This window comes from Bacillus sp. TH13, assembly GCF_016651175.1.
In the GTDB taxonomy this organism is placed as follows: domain Bacteria; phylum Bacillota; class Bacilli; order Bacillales; family Bacillaceae_G; genus Bacillus_A; species Bacillus_A thuringiensis_S.
Genome location: NZ_JAEKEJ010000025.1, coordinates 4,255,202 through 4,274,863, shown reverse-complemented (window position 1 = coordinate 4,274,863; position 19,662 = coordinate 4,255,202). Strand labels below are relative to the sequence as shown.

Here is a 19,662-nt window from a genome sequence, read left to right as displayed (position 1 = left end):
ACCACAATATTGAGGAGGCACTTAAATGACTTTAGATGTCATGTATTCCGCCGCAAGCATACTCGTTTTAGTATATTTTATTTATCAATGTGTTACAGACTAGAAAAAGAGCCGTCAATGGCTCTTTTTTAATGGTAAAAATACAATCCATACAATTAAGAAAATAAAAACAAAGCCACCAATCACAGCTGGCAATAAATAAAACTGGGCAAGTATAACTATTCCATACAAGAGTATTGCTGGTAGTAGTAAATAACGATCTGCCTTCCACCTTAGCAAAAGTAATTTTCCTTCTTCACAATATAAATGAAGAAACATTTTTTTCGTAAATTCATTCCAATAATCACGCGCATAGCGAGAAATTGCAACTACAGCAAATACAAGAACAATAGCTGCAATCCACCTTGGAGTCATGATTATACTTGCAGTACTCATACATACAATTTGAATATAAAATATTCGTGCAGTACTTGTACGGAAAAATTCTTTCAAAAAAGATTCGACAATACGAGAATCTGCTTTTTTCCTAATAGTCTTTTAGAACGCGGAAACATCCACGGTTTTTTATTCGAGCTACTCGGTTTAGCCGCATGACCACCAACTTGCATAATTCCGCTCGTCCAGCGCATGCTTTCCTCTTTTTCTTTCTCGATTTCTTTAAAAAAGAACTTTTTATAATTCATTTTCTCTTTTACTAATACACTACTTAAGAAAATTACTAGACCGATAAATAGAATTGAATAATATAGATTTTTATAAATAAAAAATAAACTAATTCCAAAAAAGGACAAGCTCATAGAAAATACTACATTTTTTACAATCCATAAAACCCATCGTTTCCCCACCTGTACATGAATAAATCTTGTTAACAACGACAACATAAATCGAAATATAGTAAAGAATACCCAAAATAATACGACTTGTATCTCTGTTACTCCGATACTTTTCATCAACACTGGTAACATAATAACGACTACTATTACATTCGTTATCGCTATTCGAACAAATGTGTACATCATGCCATACTGGACTAATTTTCGCATATGTGTTGCATACGAAATTAAAAATAAACTATCCGCTTGCTCAAAAAATGAACGAACTCCTCTCGGATATGTTACTAGATAAAATGCGAGTAATCCTAATCCGAAATAAATCGTCTCTTCCATTGATAATTCATTTATCCATAGTGACCTATAATAGATTCCCATAAATATAAGTGTTGGAATAATAATATATAACGCGACTGTCCAATCTGTTACCGAACATATAGACTTCCGCTGGAGCTCATGACATAATCTTTTATAAAATTGTTGTTTAATCATGTTGTTCACGCCTTACAATTATATCAAAGCAGTCTAGTAATGAGCTATCCGGCATTTCCGCTAACATTTGAATAGATTCTAAATGTCCATCTGCGACTAATGTACCTTGTGAAATGAGTAAAAATCTTTCACAAATTTTTTCAGCAGTATCCAATACGTGCGTACAAAGTAAAATTCCTGCTCCGCGCTCTTTTTCTTTATATAAATAACTTAAAAACTCTTTCGTAGCTACTGGATCTAAACCGATAAAGGGTTCGTCAATTATATAAAAATCTGGCTCAGTTAAAAACGCCAATATTAGCATCGATTTTTGTTTCATACCTTTTGAAAACTTTGATAAATATTCATGTTTATGCTTATCCATTCGAAAAGTATGTAATAATTGTCCCGCTCTTTCTTCCCAGCTTCCCATTTCACTTCCACGAGCTGCCATTAATAATTCAATATGTTCCCAGAGCGTCAAGTAATCATAGTATGTTGGATGTTCTGGTACGTATGCATACGGATTTTTCTTTTCACCGAATGATATTTCACCGTCCATATTTACAAGTAATCCGAGCATCGTTTTTATCGTCGTACTCTTCCCAGCACCATTTGCTCCAATAAGAGCAACTAGTTCACCTTTTTCGATAGAAAAAGCTATATCACGAATTGTTTTTTCGCCTATTTCATATCCAGCTGAGCGGATATTTACTTCTAACATGCATTTCCCCTCTTTCCATTTCCAATACAATCAAGGAAAAGAATAACATATAACTATCTATATATCATTATAAAATATTTATTTTTATAGCAGGAAAAAACATTTTTTAACAGAATACTAAATGTTTGATTACATTTTATTGGAGTGGATAATATGTCTTTTCAAATTCGTGAAGCAACGATAGATGATATAGACGCACTTTGTTCTTTAACGAAAGAATTAAAAGGTTCCTCTATTTCCTATGAAGATATGAACAATCGATTACAATTCGTACAAATGAGTCCGTTTGATTTTCTATATGTTTACGAGGAAGAAGAAGCTATATTTGGATTACTTGGATTTCGTATACGTGAAAATTTAGAAGATGTAACACGTTATGGAGAGATTTCAATTATTAGCGTTGATTCTAACATACGACGTAAAGGCATTGGACAAGTGTTGATGGATTATGCAGAACAATTAGCAAAGAAACACAATTGCATTGGCACATGGCTAGTTAGTGGAACAAAAAGAGTAGAAGCTCATCCTTTTTACAAAAAATTAGGATATGAAGTAAATGGCTACCGATTTGTAAAACATTTTTAAACTACTTATAAATTGAAGGGACTATAACTATGACAAACATTAAAGCAATTTTCATTGATCGTGACGGTACAATTGGTGGTGACACTACAATACATTATCCAGGATCTTTTACATTATTTCCATTCACAAAAACATCCTTGCAAAAACTAAAAGCTAAAAATATAAAAATTTTCTCTTTCACAAATCAACCTGGGATTGCAGATGGAATAGCAACTGTAGCCGATTTTGTACAAGAATTAGAAGACTTCGGTTTTGATGATATTTATGTATGTCCTCATAAACACGGTGATGGTTGTGAATGCCGTAAACCAAGTATAGGCATGCTGCTTAAAGCAGCAAAAAAACACAGGCTTGATTTAACACAATGTGCTGTAGTTGGTGATCGCTGGACTGATATTGTTGCAGGAGCAAAAGTAAATGCGACTACGATTCTAGTCCGAACAGGCGCTGGGTATGATGCTTTGCATACGTACCGAGACAAATGGGCACATATTGAACCAAACTACATTGCAGATAACTTTGAAGATGCAACAAACTGGGTTTTAAATCAACTATAATACAAATGAAGATTTTGATTCACTCGAAATAATTTAAAACATAGTTAAAATATCCTTTTTGGAAAATAATTGTCTTCCACAAAACGGATCACCTCAAAAGGTAGCAAGTTACCTTTTGATACGCAAACATTGCAATTCAGATTGTATTTTTTATTACTAACAGCAATTAACGTAAAGAAGGAATAGCTTAGTGGCTATCCCTTCTTTATTGACTTCTATTATTTACATTTGTTATTTGTTTTTATTGAGTATTCTCATCGTTTTTATACTCCAGAATATCCCCTGGCTGACACTCCAAAGCTTTACATATCGCTTCTAATGTTGAAAAACGAACCGCTTTTGCTTTCCCATTTTTCAAAATAGAAAGATTCGCCATCGTAATTCCAACCTTCTCCGAAAGCTCCGTTACACTCATCTTTCGTTTTGCTAACATGACGTCAATATTAATAATAATTGTCATATCTGCCACCTCAGACTGTCAAATCATTTTCTGATTTTATGTTAATTGCCTCTTGTAGAAGGCGTTGGAGGATAGCAGCAAAAACGGCGATAACGAGCGAAGCAAAAATGATAATAAGTCCCACTAATCCAATAGGAGGGTCCATTTTCTTCGCTATAAAATGAAAAAGTGGCGAACTTAATACATACAAACCACTGATTGTAATTGCACAGCGCTTTATATTCTTTAACGCCTTTACTGATAATTCCGAGAACGCTGTGTTCTCATCAATGTACTGTAAAAGATTGAAAGCCTGATAAAGAGCAACGTAAAAAGGCACAGCTGCTCCATACATCACAATGAAAACAAGATATTTCATCGGGGCAATATTAGGATACAAATTTGCTGCGAAATTCGCCATTTCCGGCACTAAAAATATGCATAAGGCAAGCACTGCAATTCCAGCAAGAAAAATAATTACTTTTAAGAACGTTGTTGAACTTCGTTTAAGATTCATTTATAATACCTCACTTATTTAATGACAACATAATTTTACCACATCATTTATTGTTTAACAATAAATAAATATCGTTTTTTCATTATTGTCATACTTTTTAATTTCGGCAAAAATAAAAAAGAATTTCTCATTACAAAGAAATTCTTTTTCTTGAAAATGTCTCTTTCAACTTAATTTTTTAAAACGTTAATTCGTAATGGAAATAACGATTATCTCTCAAATAACCATTTTCAGCGTATAATCGTTGTGCTGATAAATTATCAATCTCTGTTTGTAATTTTACACCTTTTGCTCCATTTTCTAATGCGTATTCTTTAGCAGCTTCTAATAATTTTTTACCTGTTCCGGCTCCACGCTTCGTCGCTTGTACAAATAAATCATTTAAAATCCATAATTCTTTCATTGAAATGGAAGAAAATGATGGATATAGTTGTGTGAACCCAATATATTCGCCGTCTTCAACTGCTACGAAAATAACGGACTCTTTTCTCTCAATTCGGTTTCGTAAAAATACTTTTGCCCCTTCTAAATCAGAATCCTGCCTATAAAACATGCGATAGTTATTAAAAACTGATGCTATTCCATCTAAATCTGCAATTGTTGCCTCATATATTCTCATTTTACTCCATTCCCCTTCCAATACTGTCTCATTATATCCGTTGCCCATTTAGGCTGGTGTATTTCTTCTTTCGGCATAAACTCTTTCATTATTGGTTTTATATCCAATATAGGAGTGCCATCAATAGCATCTAACCCCTCAACAATAATTGATTTACCTTCTCTTTGGATCACCTTTACAATTGTTACACCTATACGATTCGGACGATTTTTCCCGCGCTGTGCAAAAATACCTACTTCAGGATAATCCCTATTATTTCTAGGATGTCTAGCAAAATACTGAATTTGCTCGTCAGTTACCTTATGAAAATAAAAAACAACTTCAATATGAGAAAAATCTTCAATACCTTGTATACTTTCTTCTGCATACATTTCAGTTAAAATTATACGGGATCTTACTTCTCCCCACTCATCATCTTTTATTTCCTTTCTTTCATTATGTACAAATGCGATTGGTTGAACTGAAAACATACGCATTCCCCCTTATATGTAACCACTTACATTATAAAATATTTTCTGAATGTTTTCCAGATATACGAATTAAGTTTACATAATATAATTATAATCTATTTATCTAACGCTACCTTAACTGCTTCAATTGCATGTATATGAGTCGTATCAAATATCGGGACAGATACGTTTTCTTGCTTTATTAATAATCCTATTTCTGTACAGCCTAATATGATTCCCTGTGCCCCTTTTTGCACTAACTCTTCAATGACTCTTTTATAATATTCTCTAGATTGAGATACTATTTTTCCTAAACATAATTCTGTATATATTACTTCGTTTACTTTTTCTCTATTTGTTCCTGATGGTACTATTACTTTTATATCATGCTCTTCAATACGTGACTTATAGAAATCTTGCTCCATTGTATATTTAGTTCCAAGCAGACCAACCTTTTGAATGTCTTTTCTTTTAATTTCTTTTGCAGTTGCATCGGCAATATGTAAGACTGGAATATCAATTTTCTCCTTTATTTTTCCAACTACCTTATGCATTGTATTTGTACAAATGATTATAAAGTCTGCTCCTCCCTTCTGTAATGAATACGCCGCATTCGCTAAAACTTCACCTGCTCCATTCCAATCTCCTCTAGACTGGAATCTTTCAATCTCTTCAAAGTCCACACTATTAATCAAACATTTTGCTGAATGTAGCCCTCCTAATCTCTCTTTTATTTCTTCATTAATAATTCGATAATATTCAGAAGTTGATTCCCAACTCATACCACCTATAAGACCTATTGTTTTCATACAAACACCTACCTAAACTATTTTTATAAAACTAATAACAATGTTTTATTATGTATATTATATACAATAAAACAAGACTTTAAGTTTGGAATATAAAGTCTTGTTTTAACGGAAATATGGAAATAATAAAGAATAATTCTACTTTCATTTCCAAGGAAATTTTTATAGAATATTCTGAAATTAACAATCTGATGTTTTTATAAATTCTTTATACTTATAATTAAAACACTCTCGATACAGCTCTTTGATTTCATCATATGATGGAACACGTGGGTTATTAGCTGGGCTACCACTTTCAATTGCATCTGATGCCATTTTAGAAATAGCATTTTCAAATTCAATTTCATCGATTCCGTATTCTTTTAAATTTGGAATACGAAGATCAAAGCAAAGTTTTTTTATTTCCCCAAGCGTGTAGTCTGCTACTTCCTCATCAGAATTCGAATACAAATCCTTATTTAAGTTACGTCCAATTTTTGCTAACCTTTTCACTGCACTTGTTTTTGTAAACTCTAACACTGTAGGTAATAGTATAGCATTTGATATTCCATGCGGTACATGAAATAATGCTCCCACAGGCCTTGACATTCCATGAACTAATGTAACTGATGCATTAGAAAATGCAATTCCAGCTTGTAAGGAAGCAATCATCATCGCTTCTCTTGCCTCCATATTACGTCCATCTTCATATGCTATACGTAAATATTTCATAATACTTTCAATAGCTGAAAGAGCAAGTACATCTGTAAGTGGTTGTGAAAATTTAGAAATATAAGCTTCAATCGCATGACATAACGCATCTATTCCTGTTGCTGCCGTAATTTGTGGTGGTAACGAACTTGTCAAAACTGGATCTATAATTGCTACTTTCGGTATAAAACTAGGATGCTTCATCATCATTTTTACATCTGTTTTTTTATTCGTAATTACTGCTACACTTGTAACTTCCGATCCAGTACCAGAAGTTGTTGGAATTGCAATAAGTGGTAGTGGATTGTTTTCTATTTTAATATCCTTTTGGACATAATCCTCAACTTCTCCACCATTTGTATATAAAACCGCTACTGCTTTCGCAGCATCAATACAACTTCCACCACCAATACCGATAATAAAATCACACTTTTCCTCTTTACAAAGAAATAACGCTTCTAACACGTGTACATTTGTAGGCTCAGCATCCACTTTATTATATGTACTAACAGTAATACCTTTCTTATTTAGTTGTTGTATACACTTTTCAACATATCCTAATTTCTCCATAATTGTATCAGTAACTATAAAAGCTCTTTTCCCTAACTTTTTTGATTGTTCCCCCAGTTTTTCAAGCGAATTCCTTCCATATAATACCGACTTTGGCATACGAAACTCAGAAACTTCTTGCAAGTACTCCACCCCTTCTTATCCTAATTAATATTTTATGATATAAATTATCGATTTGATGAATCTTTACGATTCGAATTTTTAATAGAGTCCTGTTAAAGTATAGAACGCGATAACTAAAAATACAGCAACCGTTTTCAAAATAGTAATAGCAAATATATCTTTATATGACTGTTTATGTGTTAATCCTGTTACTGTAAGAATAGTAATAATAGCCCCGTTATGCGGTAGTGTATCCATTCCTCCTGATGCCATTGATACGATACGGTGCATAACTTCTAATGGAATATCAAATTGATTGGCCGCTGCAATAAATTTATCTCCCATTGCACTTAATACTATTCCCATACCTCCTGATGCAGAGCCTGTAATTCCAGCTAAAATATTCGTCGTTACTGCACCATTCACTAACGGATTTGTGAAAGTAGCAGAGATACCATCTCTCATAATTGCGAAGCCTGGAAGTGCTGCAATGACACCACCGAATCCAAACTCAGCTCCTGTATTCATCGTTGCAAGTAGCGCTCCACCAATACTTGTATTCAATCCAGCTTGGAAATCTGTTACTACTCGCTTCCAATATAATAATAACGTTGTTAAGATCCCTATAATAAGTGCCAATTCTACAGACCAAATTCCTACTACTGCACTTAATTCTACTTTTCCAAATGCTTTCATACCAATTGCAGAAAAATCAAAACCGCTTGGATACCACTTCGGGATCATAATAGTAAACACTTTATTCATTACACCTACTAAAATAAGTGGTATAAATGCAATAAGTTGTTGTGCTCTTGTGATTTCAATGTTATTAATTAATGGCATATTTTTTTGTTCTAATTGCAAAGATGCTGCCATTTCAGTATTTCCATCATTAAAACCAAAATATCCTTCACCTGCTGCTTTTGCCTTCTTACGTCTACTCTCTAAATATAGTAAACCTAATGTAAGAACAAAAATTGCTCCTACAATCCCAAGTATCGGTGCAGCATAAATATCCGTTTTAAAAAATGTTGTAGGTATTACATTTTGAATTTGTGGTGATCCAGGTAGTGCATCCATTGTAAACGTTACTGCTCCAAGAACAATCGTTCCAGGGATTAAACGTTTTGGAATATTAGCTTGTCGAAACAACTTAGCTGCGAACGGATAAACAGCAAACACTACTACATACACACTAACACCACTATACGTTAAAATAGCCCCCATTAATACAATCGCTAATATAGTACGTTTTTCACCAACTAACTCAATAATCGTTTTTGCGATAGAATCTGCAATTCCTGACATTTCCACTACTTTTCCAAATATTGCTCCTAATAAAAACACAGGAAAATATAACTTTATAAAACCAACCATTTTCTCCATAAAGATATTAGAAAAGAAAGGTAATACATAACTAGGTTCTGTCAAAAATACTGCAAATAATGCAAATATCGGTGCGAATAAAATAACAGAAAAGCCTCTGTATGCTACGAACATAAGTAAACTTAGTGCTAATAATATAATAACTAACTCCAATTTTACCCCTCCATTAAACAGAATATTCTAAATTTTTATGATAAACTTCTACTAATCTTTTAATTCTGACATACCTCCTCTTATTCATACAATTTTTTCATGCTAAAAATGTCTAATTATAAATATTCGATTACATATGAAAAATCCCTTTAAACAGAAACGAATTCCTCATCATACGTTATAAAGGGATTGCTAGCATCTATATTTACTAATTTATTAAACTTTTTTCTACACAAAAATGATACAGTTCTTCAACATCTTTCACTATGTAAGTCGCACTAACTTCAGTCAGTTCTTTCTCACAGCCATAGCCATATAAAACACCAATTGAAGCAATTCCATTCTGATTCGCACCTATTATATCGTGCTTTCTATCACCAATCATAACAATTCCTTCTTTATTAAGTTCATTTGTTTCTAAAATATGAACAATAATCTCTTCTTTTTTTATTCTTGTACCATCTAAATCAAATAGAAAGGTTTTATACATGTTTCATTCCCCACTCATTTTACTTTATAAGTAACCGATAACATCTTTTTCCTACTTCTCTCTCTATTATACTATCATTATTCACTTTTCTGAAAAATCACTTTTCCTATGTCACATACTTTCAGTTACAAAATACGATAGATATGATAAAGTAAAAAAGTTACAATTATTTTAATAGAAACTGGTGAAACAAATGTCAATTACTCTAATTTTTATAATGGTTTTCACAATTGTGATCCATGCAGTTGAAACAAGCTCTTATAGTATTCGATTAGCGGGGGTTCGTTTAAAGAAAATTGCTGTTGCATTATCCGTCGTAGGAATCGTATTACTCATTGCAAGAACTTCAAACTTACTACAAGCTTTTTTACTTGGCGGGATTGTCGACGAAGCAAAAGGAGATGCTTCTATTGATTTAGAGTATATTATACGTCTTGTACTATTATCTGCTTCTATCGGTACATTTCTTGCGATTATACTGTATCCAACTTTGACAAAACTATTTGGATATGTCATTCAAAACTTTGAAACAGACGGTTCTTTCATTCGAATGATGAAAACGAATAACATTCAAAAATTAAAGTACACAAAAAAATATGTCCGCTTTCCAAAGTTAGAAATGATTCATAGACTGCGTATCGGTGGTATTCCAAAGCGTATAATGCTTATTAACATGTTCGCTACTGCAATTTATACAGCGGGGGTCCTTTCCGCACTATATGCTTCTTTTTTAATTCCAGCTTTCGCAACAAAAGCCACTACAGCTTCTGGTCTTATTAATGGTTTTGCTACTATTTTATTAACAGTGCTACTAGATCCACGTATTGCTCTTTTAACAGAACGAGCTCTTCAATCAGAAGAAGGTGCTGAAGCAATGAGTAAAATGTATGCTTGGCTAATGATTTCTAGACTTTTTGGTACATTACTAGCTCAACTGTTATTTATACCAGGTGCTTACTGGATCACATGGATTATAAAACTTATGAATTAATTCACTCTCTAAAAAAAAGCAGGTGAGATAACAAATGACTATACAAACAGAGCAAGATGTCATTCACTTAATAGAAAACGACGACTGGATGATGAATGTATTACAAATGGCAAAATCACTAGAGCTACCTGATTGGTGGATTTGTGCCGGATTTGTTCGTTCTAAAATTTGGGATACTTTACATAGCTATAATGTCAGAACAGCTACGCCCGATGTCGATGTTATTTATTATGATCGTTTACATAAAGATGAGATAGATGAAAAATCATTAGAAACGAAATTAATGAATATGGATGCCACTATCCCTTGGTCAGTAAAAAATCAAGCTCGTATGCATATAATGAATAACATGCCGCCATATTCTTCTTCTGGTGATGCTATTTCTAAATTTCCTGAAACAGCAACCGCTTTAGGAGTTACGCTTGACGAACAAAATAGGGTCATTTTAACAGCTCCATGCGGAATAAATGATGTACTTTCACTACAAGTGAAACCGACAGCTCATTTTCTTGAAACAAAAGAACGTATACATATGTACAAAAATAGAGTTATAAAAAAGAATTGGCAAAGTAAGTGGCCTAACATCACAATCACATATCCAGAAATTTAGAAAGGGTGCCTCTCATTTATAGAAGCACCCTTTTCTTCATTTCAAAAAACGTATGACTGTTTCTGCAAATCTATCTGCTTCCTCATAATGAGGTGAATGACCGCTCTCTTCAAATACGATATACTTGCCGTTTCGGGCATCTTTATTAAATGTTTTAATTTGTTCTTCACACGTTACTACATCATGTTTTCCTACTATTAATAACATTAGATTTTGTACATCTTTTATTTTTGATAATAATGATGTATGACATGCTCCCTCTAATTTTAATCTATCAAAGTGCATTTTGGAGCGATTTGAAAATATTTCCCACTCTTCATCACTGTATAAACTCTCGTCTGTCCTATCTTCCTTATTATTGTAAATCTCCATTCTTTTTTCTTCTAATTCAGCGCTTAATCTTATATAAGCTTCTAACAATTCTTCTGGACTAGCATCGCTAGATGAATAAGCAAGAGACTCTTCTGCTACTTCTTCTTTTCCATACTTTTTTAATAAATGCCCTGTCTTTTGCAACAAAGCTCTACTTGTTAATGCAAAATCAAAAGTTGGTCCTTCAAATATTATTTTCTCTATTGAACTTGGATATATCGAAGCATAAAGCAATGCTACATATCCACCGAAAGAATGTCCAATTATAGACCACTTCTCAATTTGCAATACTTTTTTTAATTCCTCACAGTCTTCAATCAAATCATTTAATCCAAAGGCTTCGTCTTCAGTAATTTCTTCTGAACGACAAACACCTCTTTGATCTATCATAATCACATATAAGAAATTTTTTAATCTTTCCGCTTGATGAAATGAAAAATCATAGCAGCTCTCTCCTGGTCCACCATGCAAATATAAGACTGGTTTATCTTGAGGATTTCCATGCGTTTCAACGTATAGCTTTTTCCCTCTAATATTCATGTATTTCCCTGCTTCTATCAAATTTGCCTTTATGATCATCACCTTCTTTTTTACTAAATATTATAACATTTAACATTAAATAATCCCTATTACATTTAAGAAGACGATAATTATTGCAAGTGGTGCTACAAATCGAAGTAAAAATGCCCAAAAAGTAAATACTTTCTTTCCAGAATTTCCACCTACAAAAAACTCTGCTTCTAGTACCTTCTTCTCCATTTTGAATGAAACGAAAATACTAATAAATAGTGCTCCAAGTGGCATTAATATATTACTAGATAAAAAGTCTACTGCATCAAAAATATTTTTCCCAAAAATCGTAATATCACTCCATACTCCAAATGATAACGCAGATGGTATACCTACTAAGAAAATACAGAAACCGATCATCCATGATAATTTCGTTCTTCTTTTTTGTTCACCATTTGCTAATGCCGAAACAACTGTCTCTAATAGAGAAAATGCCGATGTTAATGTCGCAAATGTAAATAGGGCAAGAAATACTGTTAAGAAAATTCCACCGAATGGAATTTGACTAAATACAGATGGTAATACGATAAATAGCAATCCAGGCCCTTCTGTCGGCTCCATTCCTAATGAAAATACCGCCGGAAAAATAGCAAGACCTGCAAATAATGAAACAAATAAATTCAATCCAACAATTGTTATTGCTGATTTTGGTAAACTTTCTTTTTTATTTAAATAGGAACTATAAGTAACCATAATTGAAATCCCAATACTAATCGCAAAGAATGATTGCCCCATTGCGAACAAAATACTTTCCGAAGTAATCTTTGAGAAATCTGGTTGTAAGAAAAACTTCACACCTTTCATTGCGTTATCAAGTGTTAATGAACGAATGATAAGAGCGACAAATAAAACGAACAATGCTGGCAACATATATTTACTTGCTTTTTCAATTCCGTTTTGTACACCTTTTGATACAACCCATATCGTAATGAACATAAAAGCAAAATGTCCCATAATAGCCCAAGCGGGATTCCCAATTGTTTCAGTAAATAATGCACCGTAATTTTGTCCTGGAGTAATAAGTTGACCAGTTATTCCTCTGAATAAATAAATTAATACCCATCCACCTACAACACTATAAAACGAAAGTAGTATAAAACACGTTCCAACACCAAGGCGTCCAATCCAGTGCCATCCTGTATTTGGTGCAATGCTTTTAAATGCTCCAACTGCTTGTTTCTGCGTACTGCGTCCAATCATAAATTCAGCTATAAGTAGCGGTAGTCCAATTAATACAGTAAATAATATAAAGATTAAAAAGAACGCTCCTCCCCCGCTCTTCCCAGCAATATAAGGAAACTTCCATATCGCGCCAAGTCCAATTGCTGATCCTGCTGCTGCCATTATAAAACCTAATTTCGAAGTCCATTGCTCCGTCTGTTTCATCTCATTTTCCTCCTAATTAAATCTTTTTATATAAATAATTAAATTTTATAGCCCTATCCAAATAAACCCCCATTTCTTCTTCCATATAATAAAAAAATGGCCTAGCATCTCTATATAAAGAGACGCTAAGCCATTTACTTAACGCGGTACCACCCTTATTGATTCCATTATGAATCCACCTTAGTAGTAATCGTTTGATTACAAACCTAATATCGAAGGTTAACCGTTAAGATTTACTAAGAATGTGATTCCGTTCCACCTTACTGCTCCTAGGCGAGTTCAGGATGTCATTTGACTATGTCGCACCAACCCATAGCTCTCTGTACAAATACATGACCTTACTACTCCTATTCAACACATTTTAATATTTAGAATATATTTTCTTTTGAAATTAATATGAAGTATATCGGTTATATTTGTAACTGTCAAGGGGGGATATTTTTTTTTTTCGAAATGGTTCATATTTTAACTCACTTTTACTAGGCTTATTAGCAAAAGAAAGAGTCTATATTTTCACCTTTTCAAACGAACTATAAAAAAAGAATCTTCGCGATAATCGCGAAGATTCTTTTTACGGTATAAGACGAGTACAATCTCTCGGAAAAGCACTAGCCTCTCGTACATTTGTTAATTCTAAAAGTTTATATACAACCCTTTCTAACCCAATTCCAAAACCTCCATGTGGTGGACAACCATATCGAAATGTATTTAAATAAGATTGAAATTTCTCTGGATGTAATCCTTTTTCTTTAAACGAAGCGAGTAACATTTCATAATTATGAATTCGCTGTGCCCCTGACGTTATTTCTAACCCCTTATATAATAAGTCGAATGAATCGGTAATAGATGGATTCTCTTTATTCGGCATCGTATACATCGGTCTCGCTTCTTTCGGATAGTGTGTAATGAAAACAAATTCACTATTATATATTTCCTTCACATATTTCCCTAGTAACTTTTCACCTTCTGTATCTAAATCCCCTACAGGAGATTCTTTACGATACTTATTTTTCAAGATTTCTTGTGCTTCTAACAATGGAATTTTAGGAATTTCAGTAATAACAGGTACTTCTATTTGTAATAATTGTAGTTCTTTATCACATTTTTTTGCTACTTGTTGAAACATATATTGTAAAACATCCGTTTCTAGTTGCATCACTTCATAAAAATCATGAATAAAACCAAGCTCTACGTCTAACGATATATATTCATTCAAATGACGAGAAGAGTTGTGATGTTCCGCTCTATATACAGGTGCAATTTCAAAAACACGTTCTAACCCACCTGCGACCATCATTTGTTTGTAGAACTGTGGTGATTGTGCTAAATAAGCTTCTTTTTGGAAGTATGGAAGCTTAAAAACATTCGCTCCTCCTTCTGCCCCTTGCGAAACAATTTTTGGAGTAAATATACGTGTGAAATCGTTCTCTATTAGAAATTCACTAAAGCTCTGAACGAATGTAGATTTCACTTTAAAAATCGCTGCGGTTCGCTCATGCCTTAATGATATTACCCGCTCATTAAGTAGTTGATCTAAGCCAACTTGTAACTTCTTTTTATTTATTTCAAATGGAAGTGGCTCTGCACCGTTTATTACTTTCACTTCATGAGCAAGTACTTCAACACCCAATTCTGTTTTCGATGTCTCGACTATTTCACCAATTACGTGGACGACACTTTCTACATCAACTTTATATCCAGCCAATTCATTTTCTAATACACATTGAATTACTCCTGTTCTGTCCCGTAATAATAAAAAACTAACATTTCCAAGATGCCGAATTTTTTTTACCCATCCTTGAAGTAATACAACCTTTCCACTTTGTTCCGTACATTCTTTTGTGAGTGAACGCTTCATTATTGAATTCATTATTTTTCCCTCCAGTAATTTTATATTTATTTACGTTATTGTTGTCATCGTCATCATCCACGGTCACTCACCCCCTTTCAAAGAATACAAAAATCCGCCCCTATAAATAGGGACGGATTTTTTCCGCGGTACCACCCAAATTGTCATACTGACCATCTTAGCCCTGATAACGGTAGGTACCGTTTGCTTTTACTAATAATCACGTTCAAAGCAACACTCACAGGTGTCTTTCCATCATGCGGTATCGCAACCTTCCCAGCAACCGGCTGCTCTCTGTAGACCTTTGCACCATGTACTTTTCCTGATCATCACTTTTTATATTTACAGAGTATTCTAACTCCTCACTTTGTAAAATGCAAGACTTTTTTGAAACATTCTGATTTTCTAACTCCTAACTGCTTCTAAAACGTGAAAAGTTAATTTTGTAATACATATTCTTATGTATCAAATCTGAAATTACACATCTAATATTTTTCCAATTTTTACATAAAAATCGTATTTTTCACGCAGATTAATAAACAAATTTAAAGCGAGGTGTGTATATGCAAAAAGCAATTAGTTTCTTTCTCCTATTGTTTTGCCTAATTGTAGTAAACGAAACATACGCCTATTCACCAAAATCTTTACCAATCTCTCAAAACTCTGATCAATGGCAAGTGAATATTGATAAACCGAAAAAAACAAACAAGAATATGCTTCAGGCTAAAAAAGATGAATTTCAAACATATCATTTTTCAGTAAAGAATGTCGGGAATAGTGAGGTATATAACGTAAACGTCGAAGTATTCCGCAACGAACCAAATAAGAAAACGAAATATGAACTCTTTTCCCTAAAGGAAAGTCGTTTAGCAAGTGGAAAAACTGGATTTGAACACGCTAATTTACCTGTTGCTACAAAAGCGGATGAGGTTGATGTTATTATTACATGGCAAGAACACCCATTCCGATCGATGCGAAATGGTCAAAAAGTTGAATCTAGAAAATTTAAAGAGTATTTTGTTTTTAAAGAAGCTAAAAAGTAAATGGGATACGGATATATTCACACTATCATTGATATAGCTTTATTTACTAGTACCAGTTCGTAAGCAAATTAAAAAGTCGTGGCTTATAATGCCACGACTTTTTATATTAATTCGTACTAATGCCTCTCGCTGCCCAAATACGATCGATATCAGCAGCATGTTGTCCGCCATATAAAAGAGCATCTGCTTGCTTAATCGCTTTTGCTCCATCACTGAATTTAGAGTTTGGTGTTAATGACCAGTGTGATTGTAAAATGATTTTTGTTGCTACATCACGGCCAAAAGCTTGTGCCATTTCGTATTGACCTTGGGCCCAAATTTCACCATCATCATGCACTTCATTCGTTATATCTTTCGGATATATTTTATTCGTATCTAATCGGCGTAAGCATGTTGGATCTGAACTAGAGTAAGCTGTCGCATCCCATTCTCCAACACATGCTTTTCCGTATCCTATAGTCGATACTGCATCTTCATATGTAGCACCTAAGAAGTCGCCAAATCCTTCTCCCATCGCTCCGCCTTCTGCTGAACTACCAAAGCCAGGAACTTGGTTATCTTGAATCGAATGCCCATACTCATGTGCGATAATACCAGCATCTTCTGCATCATCAACACCGCCAGTACCGAAAGTTAAAGCTTTTGTTGATGGAGAATAGAATGAATTATCATCAGTTGTACCATTAACATTCACTTTTATCGAACGGTTATTAATATTTTTAAAACCTAACCCTTGAATGTAACGCTGTAATGTATCGATATGATAATACGACATCACATCTTCAAAGCTATCATTTGCACGTGTATAGTTAAATTGTAAATTCGTAGATTTTGTTTTCGCTTTTGAAGAAATCGTTACATATTCTCCAATTAAAAATCCTGTTCCATCTAAACCTTTTAACGTAACAGTTTTCAGTTGGTTCGTTAGAGCTGTTGAATCTGCATCGTTATTATCTTTTAAGCCTACTTTACTACCGCTAGATACGACTGGGTTAGGTAAAAATACTTTTCCTGACCCTTCAGCTTTTCGGTTTATATCAACCTTTTTAATTAACTTTCCATTTTCTGCATCAATAAATGTTTCCCATGCACCAAATGGATTATTAGAATGGACTACAACTTTATATACTGGACGAGCCATTCCTTCTTCAACAATATATCCGAATTCTTTCTCTGTAGGAGCCCATAAGTTTTGCTCACTTGCTTCTCCAACATACGCCATTGATTTTTGTATTGCATCTTTTTCACTAATTTTTGTCGTTACTTCCTTCACACCTGTAACAGGCTGATAATCAGAAACAGCGAGTACTCCCTTTCCTTCTCCGTTAAGAGTAACTGTAATTTGTTTTGAAAATACAGGCGCACCGTTAACAACTTGTTGGAACCTAACATATGAAGCTACTGACGTTTCTGTTGTAGAAATATATTGCAAGTCTGAAAGGTCTGTCTTCAATCCATACTGCGCAGCATTTTCTTTTAAATATTCAGTTGCTTTTTTCTGTGGCGAATAAGCTTCTAACTTTACTTGCTGTTGTTTTTCCAATGCCGAAACCGTAGAAATCGTCCCCATTACTAACGGCACAGTCATTGCCATTGCCACCATTTTTTTATTAAACATAGAACCACTCCCCCTAATAAAGTAGCTCAACCTTATCCCGTTACCACTCAGCAATCATTCTCCACAAAATGGAGGGATAAAAATTGAATCTAGGAGTAATTCTCTATGGACAATTCTATTACCTTTCCATTTGGGGTAAGTGAAATTTTCTCAATATTTATGTGTAAAGTGAAAACAATACTGTAGAAATATATTTCTACAGTATTGTTTTCCAGAGTGTTGGGAAACCCTTTAGGGTTCCCCACACTCTGGAATCATTTTGATTTTAGCGAATAAAAACAACATAAAATAATAGAGTTTCAAAAAAATAGCCCTCCACCAGACCTTTTTTGGTCAGATGGAGGGCTATTTTTTTCATGTTTTGACAAGTTGCGGTAAGATAAGCCTGCATTTGGACAGACTTCAGCCCCCGAAATCGAGCATATCGATAGCCATGTAGTTCTTTGGCGTCCGCAAAGCTTCGCTCTATAGTTGAACAGCGTACTTTGTACAACTTTTTCCCTGTAACTGTTAGTTTGTTTTTTCTAGCGATATCCTTATATTTCTCCCATATATGATGAGTGATAACTTTTTGTTTTTGTTTCTTTGAAAAACATACCTCACGTAGCGGACAAACAGCGCAGTCTTCTGGGTTGGATTTATAGTGACGATATCCTTCACGATCCGTTGTCGCATACTCTAAAATACACCCCATCGGACAAGCAAATGCATTCATTTCTTCTACATATTTAAATTGGCTTTTTGGTACTTCTTTATTTCGTTTTCCAAATCGACGATACCCCATCACCATAAATATATTTCTCTCCGATAATTTCTTACAGATATACCCTGTAAAATAGCCTGCATCAAGAGCTACAGCTTCCACTTTAAATCCGAATTTATCAATTTGAGCTTGTAGACGTGCTAAATATGGCTCGGAATCTGCCATATTTCCAGCCGTTACATAAGTATCTGTAATAATATTGTACTTCGCATCAGTCGTACGATGGTCTAAGAAATGAAAACCGTTCGGTTTTCCATCTCTCATTAAAAATCCACTATCTGGATCCGTAGTACTTATACGAGTTTTTTTAGTGGGAGTATCACTTTCCTTTCTAGGTTTTAATTCTTTTTTTCGTGTACCTCACGATCTTCAATTACCGCAGCTTCTAGTTCATCTATATAAAACTTTGCCTTTTCTTTTTTATATTTATGTACAAACTTATTTTTATTAGCATTGGCCTTAATGTGCGTAGAATCTGTCATCAGCGCACGTCCTCCCACCATCCGGTGCTCTGTCGCTTGCCTCACGATCTCATCAAAAATTTCTTCGAAAATATTTGTATGAATAAAGCGAGTACGACGATTCCAACTGATTGTAGAATGATCTGGAATAGTATCTGATAGAGAAAACCCTAAAAACCAACGGTAGGCGATATTCGTTTTAATCTCTTTTTCCAATTGACGCTCCGAACGAATACCGTAAAAATATCCAATAAACATCATTTTAAATAAAACGATAGGATGGATTGACGGACGTCCATTGTTTTCACAGTAATAAGGGCGTAACTTCTCTTCAATAAAATCAAAACTAATTGTCGCTTCGATCGCACGAAGGAAATGATCTTGTGGAACCAACTCTTCTACAGAAACAGATACACGTTCATCACGATGATTTTTTAAAGCACCCATCATAAAAAATCTCTCCTTTACCTCTTTTTATCAGTGTTGACACATAAAAAGAGGTTCAGACACAAAAACAGGCTGTGGAGAAGACTTTCTCCACAGCCTGAAAACAATACTGTAGAAATATATTTCTACAGTATTGTTTTCGGTACGCTATGAAAAAAGAC

The 19,662-nt window shown here is 33.9% G+C and carries 18 protein-coding genes, 2 pseudogenes and 2 other annotated features; of the genes and pseudogenes, 5 read left to right on the top strand and 15 right to left on the bottom strand.

The window, feature by feature from the left end:
• Nucleotides 1–114: 114 nt before the first annotated feature.
• Nucleotides 115–1,322, bottom strand: a pseudogene (locus JFU02_RS30440) (ABC transporter permease).
• A complete protein-coding gene (locus tag JFU02_RS30435; protein WP_000895248.1) occupies nucleotides 1,315–2,025 on the bottom strand; it encodes an ABC transporter ATP-binding protein in 711 nt (236 codons plus the stop codon). The pseudogene JFU02_RS30440 and the gene JFU02_RS30435 overlap by 8 nt, the downstream one beginning before the upstream one ends.
• A 153-nt stretch (nucleotides 2,026–2,178) precedes the next feature.
• Here JFU02_RS30435 and JFU02_RS30430 point away from each other — a divergent pair, with 153 nt between their 5' ends.
• Complete coding sequence (locus tag JFU02_RS30430) at nucleotides 2,179–2,610, top strand: GNAT family N-acetyltransferase (protein ID WP_000009776.1); 432 nt, start codon at nucleotides 2,179–2,181, stop codon at nucleotides 2,608–2,610.
• A 29-nt stretch (nucleotides 2,611–2,639) separates the two neighbouring features.
• The gene (locus tag JFU02_RS30425) at nucleotides 2,640–3,167 is read left to right on the top strand and encodes an HAD-IIIA family hydrolase (RefSeq protein WP_000181779.1); all 528 of its coding nucleotides are present in this window, start codon (nucleotides 2,640–2,642) and stop codon (nucleotides 3,165–3,167) included.
• Between the two features lie 241 nt (nucleotides 3,168–3,408).
• Here JFU02_RS30425 and JFU02_RS30420 read toward each other — a convergent pair whose 3' ends face one another.
• The 8 genes and pseudogenes from JFU02_RS30420 to JFU02_RS30385 form a co-directional block, all read right to left on the bottom strand.
• The gene (locus tag JFU02_RS30420; protein ID WP_000152534.1) at nucleotides 3,409–3,627 is read right to left on the bottom strand and encodes a helix-turn-helix domain-containing protein; all 219 of its coding nucleotides are present in this window, start codon (nucleotides 3,625–3,627) and stop codon (nucleotides 3,409–3,411) included.
• 10 nt (nucleotides 3,628–3,637) lie between these two features.
• Nucleotides 3,638–4,123 (bottom strand): DUF2975 domain-containing protein, encoded by a 486-nt coding sequence (locus tag JFU02_RS30415; RefSeq protein ID WP_001050147.1) that lies wholly within the window; start codon nucleotides 4,121–4,123, stop codon nucleotides 3,638–3,640.
• A 178-nt stretch (nucleotides 4,124–4,301) separates the two neighbouring features.
• Nucleotides 4,302–4,742, bottom strand: coding sequence for a GNAT family N-acetyltransferase (locus JFU02_RS30410; protein WP_001223851.1), 441 nt, complete (start codon nucleotides 4,740–4,742; stop codon nucleotides 4,302–4,304).
• Nucleotides 4,739–5,212 (bottom strand): SAM-dependent methyltransferase, encoded by a 474-nt coding sequence (locus JFU02_RS30405; protein ID WP_000493249.1) that lies wholly within the window; start codon nucleotides 5,210–5,212, stop codon nucleotides 4,739–4,741. Before JFU02_RS30405 ends, JFU02_RS30410 begins: the two co-directional genes overlap by 4 nt.
• A gap of 95 nt (nucleotides 5,213–5,307) precedes the next feature.
• Nucleotides 5,308–6,000, bottom strand: a complete 693-nt coding sequence (locus JFU02_RS30400; protein ID WP_000848577.1) for an aspartate/glutamate racemase family protein — start codon at nucleotides 5,998–6,000, stop codon at nucleotides 5,308–5,310.
• A 180-nt stretch (nucleotides 6,001–6,180) separates the two neighbouring features.
• Nucleotides 6,181–7,383 carry an iron-containing alcohol dehydrogenase gene (locus JFU02_RS30395; protein ID WP_001158666.1) on the bottom strand — a complete coding sequence of 401 codons (1,203 nt, stop codon included), beginning with the start codon at nucleotides 7,381–7,383 and terminating at the stop codon, nucleotides 6,181–6,183.
• Between the two features lie 78 nt (nucleotides 7,384–7,461).
• Nucleotides 7,462–8,901: a GntP family permease gene (locus tag JFU02_RS30390; protein WP_000424325.1), complete on the bottom strand. Its 1,440-nt coding sequence runs from the start codon at nucleotides 8,899–8,901 to the stop codon at nucleotides 7,462–7,464.
• 208 nt (nucleotides 8,902–9,109) lie between these two features.
• Nucleotides 9,110–9,370 (bottom strand): annotated as a pseudogene (locus tag JFU02_RS30385) (HAD hydrolase-like protein); the annotation flags it as partial.
• A gap of 214 nt (nucleotides 9,371–9,584) precedes the next feature.
• On the opposite strand from JFU02_RS30385, the gene JFU02_RS30380 reads away from it, so the two are divergent.
• Together JFU02_RS30380 and JFU02_RS30375 are read left to right on the top strand one after the other, a co-directional pair.
• On the top strand, nucleotides 9,585–10,382 hold the full coding sequence (locus JFU02_RS30380; protein WP_000028919.1) for a lipid II flippase Amj family protein: 798 nt from the start codon (nucleotides 9,585–9,587) through the stop codon (nucleotides 10,380–10,382).
• A 34-nt stretch (nucleotides 10,383–10,416) separates the two neighbouring features.
• Nucleotides 10,417–10,992: a nucleotidyltransferase family protein gene (locus JFU02_RS30375; RefSeq protein WP_000155292.1), complete on the top strand. Its 576-nt coding sequence runs from the start codon at nucleotides 10,417–10,419 to the stop codon at nucleotides 10,990–10,992.
• Nucleotides 10,993–11,028: 36 nt separating this feature from the next.
• Here JFU02_RS30375 and JFU02_RS30370 read toward each other — a convergent pair whose 3' ends face one another.
• The 3 genes from JFU02_RS30370 to aspS all read right to left on the bottom strand — a co-directional run bounded on the left by JFU02_RS30370 (nucleotide 11,029) and on the right by aspS (nucleotide 15,190).
• Nucleotides 11,029–11,904: an alpha/beta fold hydrolase gene (locus JFU02_RS30370; protein WP_001026105.1), complete on the bottom strand. Its 876-nt coding sequence runs from the start codon at nucleotides 11,902–11,904 to the stop codon at nucleotides 11,029–11,031.
• A gap of 75 nt (nucleotides 11,905–11,979) precedes the next feature.
• The gene (locus tag JFU02_RS30365) at nucleotides 11,980–13,320 is read right to left on the bottom strand and encodes a sodium-dependent transporter (protein ID WP_097888582.1); all 1,341 of its coding nucleotides are present in this window, start codon (nucleotides 13,318–13,320) and stop codon (nucleotides 11,980–11,982) included.
• A gap of 115 nt (nucleotides 13,321–13,435) precedes the next feature.
• Nucleotides 13,436–13,684, bottom strand: a binding site (T-box leader).
• A 207-nt stretch (nucleotides 13,685–13,891) separates the two neighbouring features.
• The gene (aspS, locus tag JFU02_RS30360; protein ID WP_001084711.1) at nucleotides 13,892–15,190 is read right to left on the bottom strand and encodes an aspartate--tRNA(Asn) ligase; all 1,299 of its coding nucleotides are present in this window, start codon (nucleotides 15,188–15,190) and stop codon (nucleotides 13,892–13,894) included.
• Between the two features lie 105 nt (nucleotides 15,191–15,295).
• Nucleotides 15,296–15,508, bottom strand: a binding site (T-box leader).
• 224 nt (nucleotides 15,509–15,732) lie between these two features.
• Here aspS and JFU02_RS30355 point away from each other — a divergent pair.
• Entirely contained in the window at nucleotides 15,733–16,212 is a 480-nt protein-coding gene (locus tag JFU02_RS30355; RefSeq protein WP_086406086.1) for a hypothetical protein, read from the top strand.
• Between the two features lie 106 nt (nucleotides 16,213–16,318).
• Here the strand turns inward: JFU02_RS30355 and JFU02_RS30350 are convergent, their stop codons facing one another.
• Nucleotides 16,319–17,830 carry a M36 family metallopeptidase gene (locus JFU02_RS30350; protein WP_201072070.1) on the bottom strand — a complete coding sequence of 504 codons (1,512 nt, stop codon included), beginning with the start codon at nucleotides 17,828–17,830 and terminating at the stop codon, nucleotides 16,319–16,321.
• Between the two features lie 265 nt (nucleotides 17,831–18,095).
• Nucleotides 18,096–19,504, bottom strand: a protein-coding gene (locus JFU02_RS30345) for an IS1182-like element ISBth7 family transposase (RefSeq protein ID WP_097821175.1) whose coding sequence is annotated in 2 segments (ribosomal slippage) — nucleotides 18,096–18,946 and nucleotides 18,946–19,504 — 1,410 coding nt in all. Because the reading frame shifts where the segments join, the coding sequence is not laid out codon by codon here.
• Between the last annotated feature and the right edge of the window lie 158 nt (nucleotides 19,505–19,662).

Bases quoted from the DNA above. Each gene is read 5' to 3' on its own strand.
- JFU02_RS30435 (WP_000895248.1), bottom strand. From the start codon at position 2,025: ATGTTAGAAGTAAATATCCGCTCAGCTGGATATGAAATAGGCGAAAAA.
- JFU02_RS30415 (WP_001050147.1), bottom strand. From the start codon at position 4,123: ATGAATCTTAAACGAAGTTCAACAACGTTCTTAAAAGTAATTATTTTT.
- JFU02_RS30420 (WP_000152534.1), bottom strand. From the start codon at position 3,627: ATGACAATTATTATTAATATTGACGTCATGTTAGCAAAACGAAAGATG.
- JFU02_RS30400 (WP_000848577.1), bottom strand. From the start codon at position 6,000: ATGAAAACAATAGGTCTTATAGGTGGTATGAGTTGGGAATCAACTTCT.
- JFU02_RS30375 (WP_000155292.1), top strand. From the start codon at position 10,417: ATGACTATACAAACAGAGCAAGATGTCATTCACTTAATAGAAAACGAC.
- JFU02_RS30350 (WP_201072070.1), bottom strand. From the start codon at position 17,830: ATGTTTAATAAAAAAATGGTGGCAATGGCAATGACTGTGCCGTTAGTA.
- aspS (WP_001084711.1), bottom strand. From the start codon at position 15,190: ATGAATTCAATAATGAAGCGTTCACTCACAAAAGAATGTACGGAACAA.
- JFU02_RS30365 (WP_097888582.1), bottom strand. From the start codon at position 13,320: ATGAAACAGACGGAGCAATGGACTTCGAAATTAGGTTTTATAATGGCA.
- JFU02_RS30370 (WP_001026105.1), bottom strand. From the start codon at position 11,904: ATGAATATTAGAGGGAAAAAGCTATACGTTGAAACGCATGGAAATCCT.
- JFU02_RS30355 (WP_086406086.1), top strand. From the start codon at position 15,733: ATGCAAAAAGCAATTAGTTTCTTTCTCCTATTGTTTTGCCTAATTGTA.
- JFU02_RS30405 (WP_000493249.1), bottom strand. From the start codon at position 5,212: ATGTTTTCAGTTCAACCAATCGCATTTGTACATAATGAAAGAAAGGAA.
- JFU02_RS30425 (WP_000181779.1), top strand. From the start codon at position 2,640: ATGACAAACATTAAAGCAATTTTCATTGATCGTGACGGTACAATTGGT.
- JFU02_RS30410 (WP_001223851.1), bottom strand. From the start codon at position 4,742: ATGAGAATATATGAGGCAACAATTGCAGATTTAGATGGAATAGCATCA.
- JFU02_RS30380 (WP_000028919.1), top strand. From the start codon at position 9,585: ATGTCAATTACTCTAATTTTTATAATGGTTTTCACAATTGTGATCCAT.
- JFU02_RS30430 (WP_000009776.1), top strand. From the start codon at position 2,179: ATGTCTTTTCAAATTCGTGAAGCAACGATAGATGATATAGACGCACTT.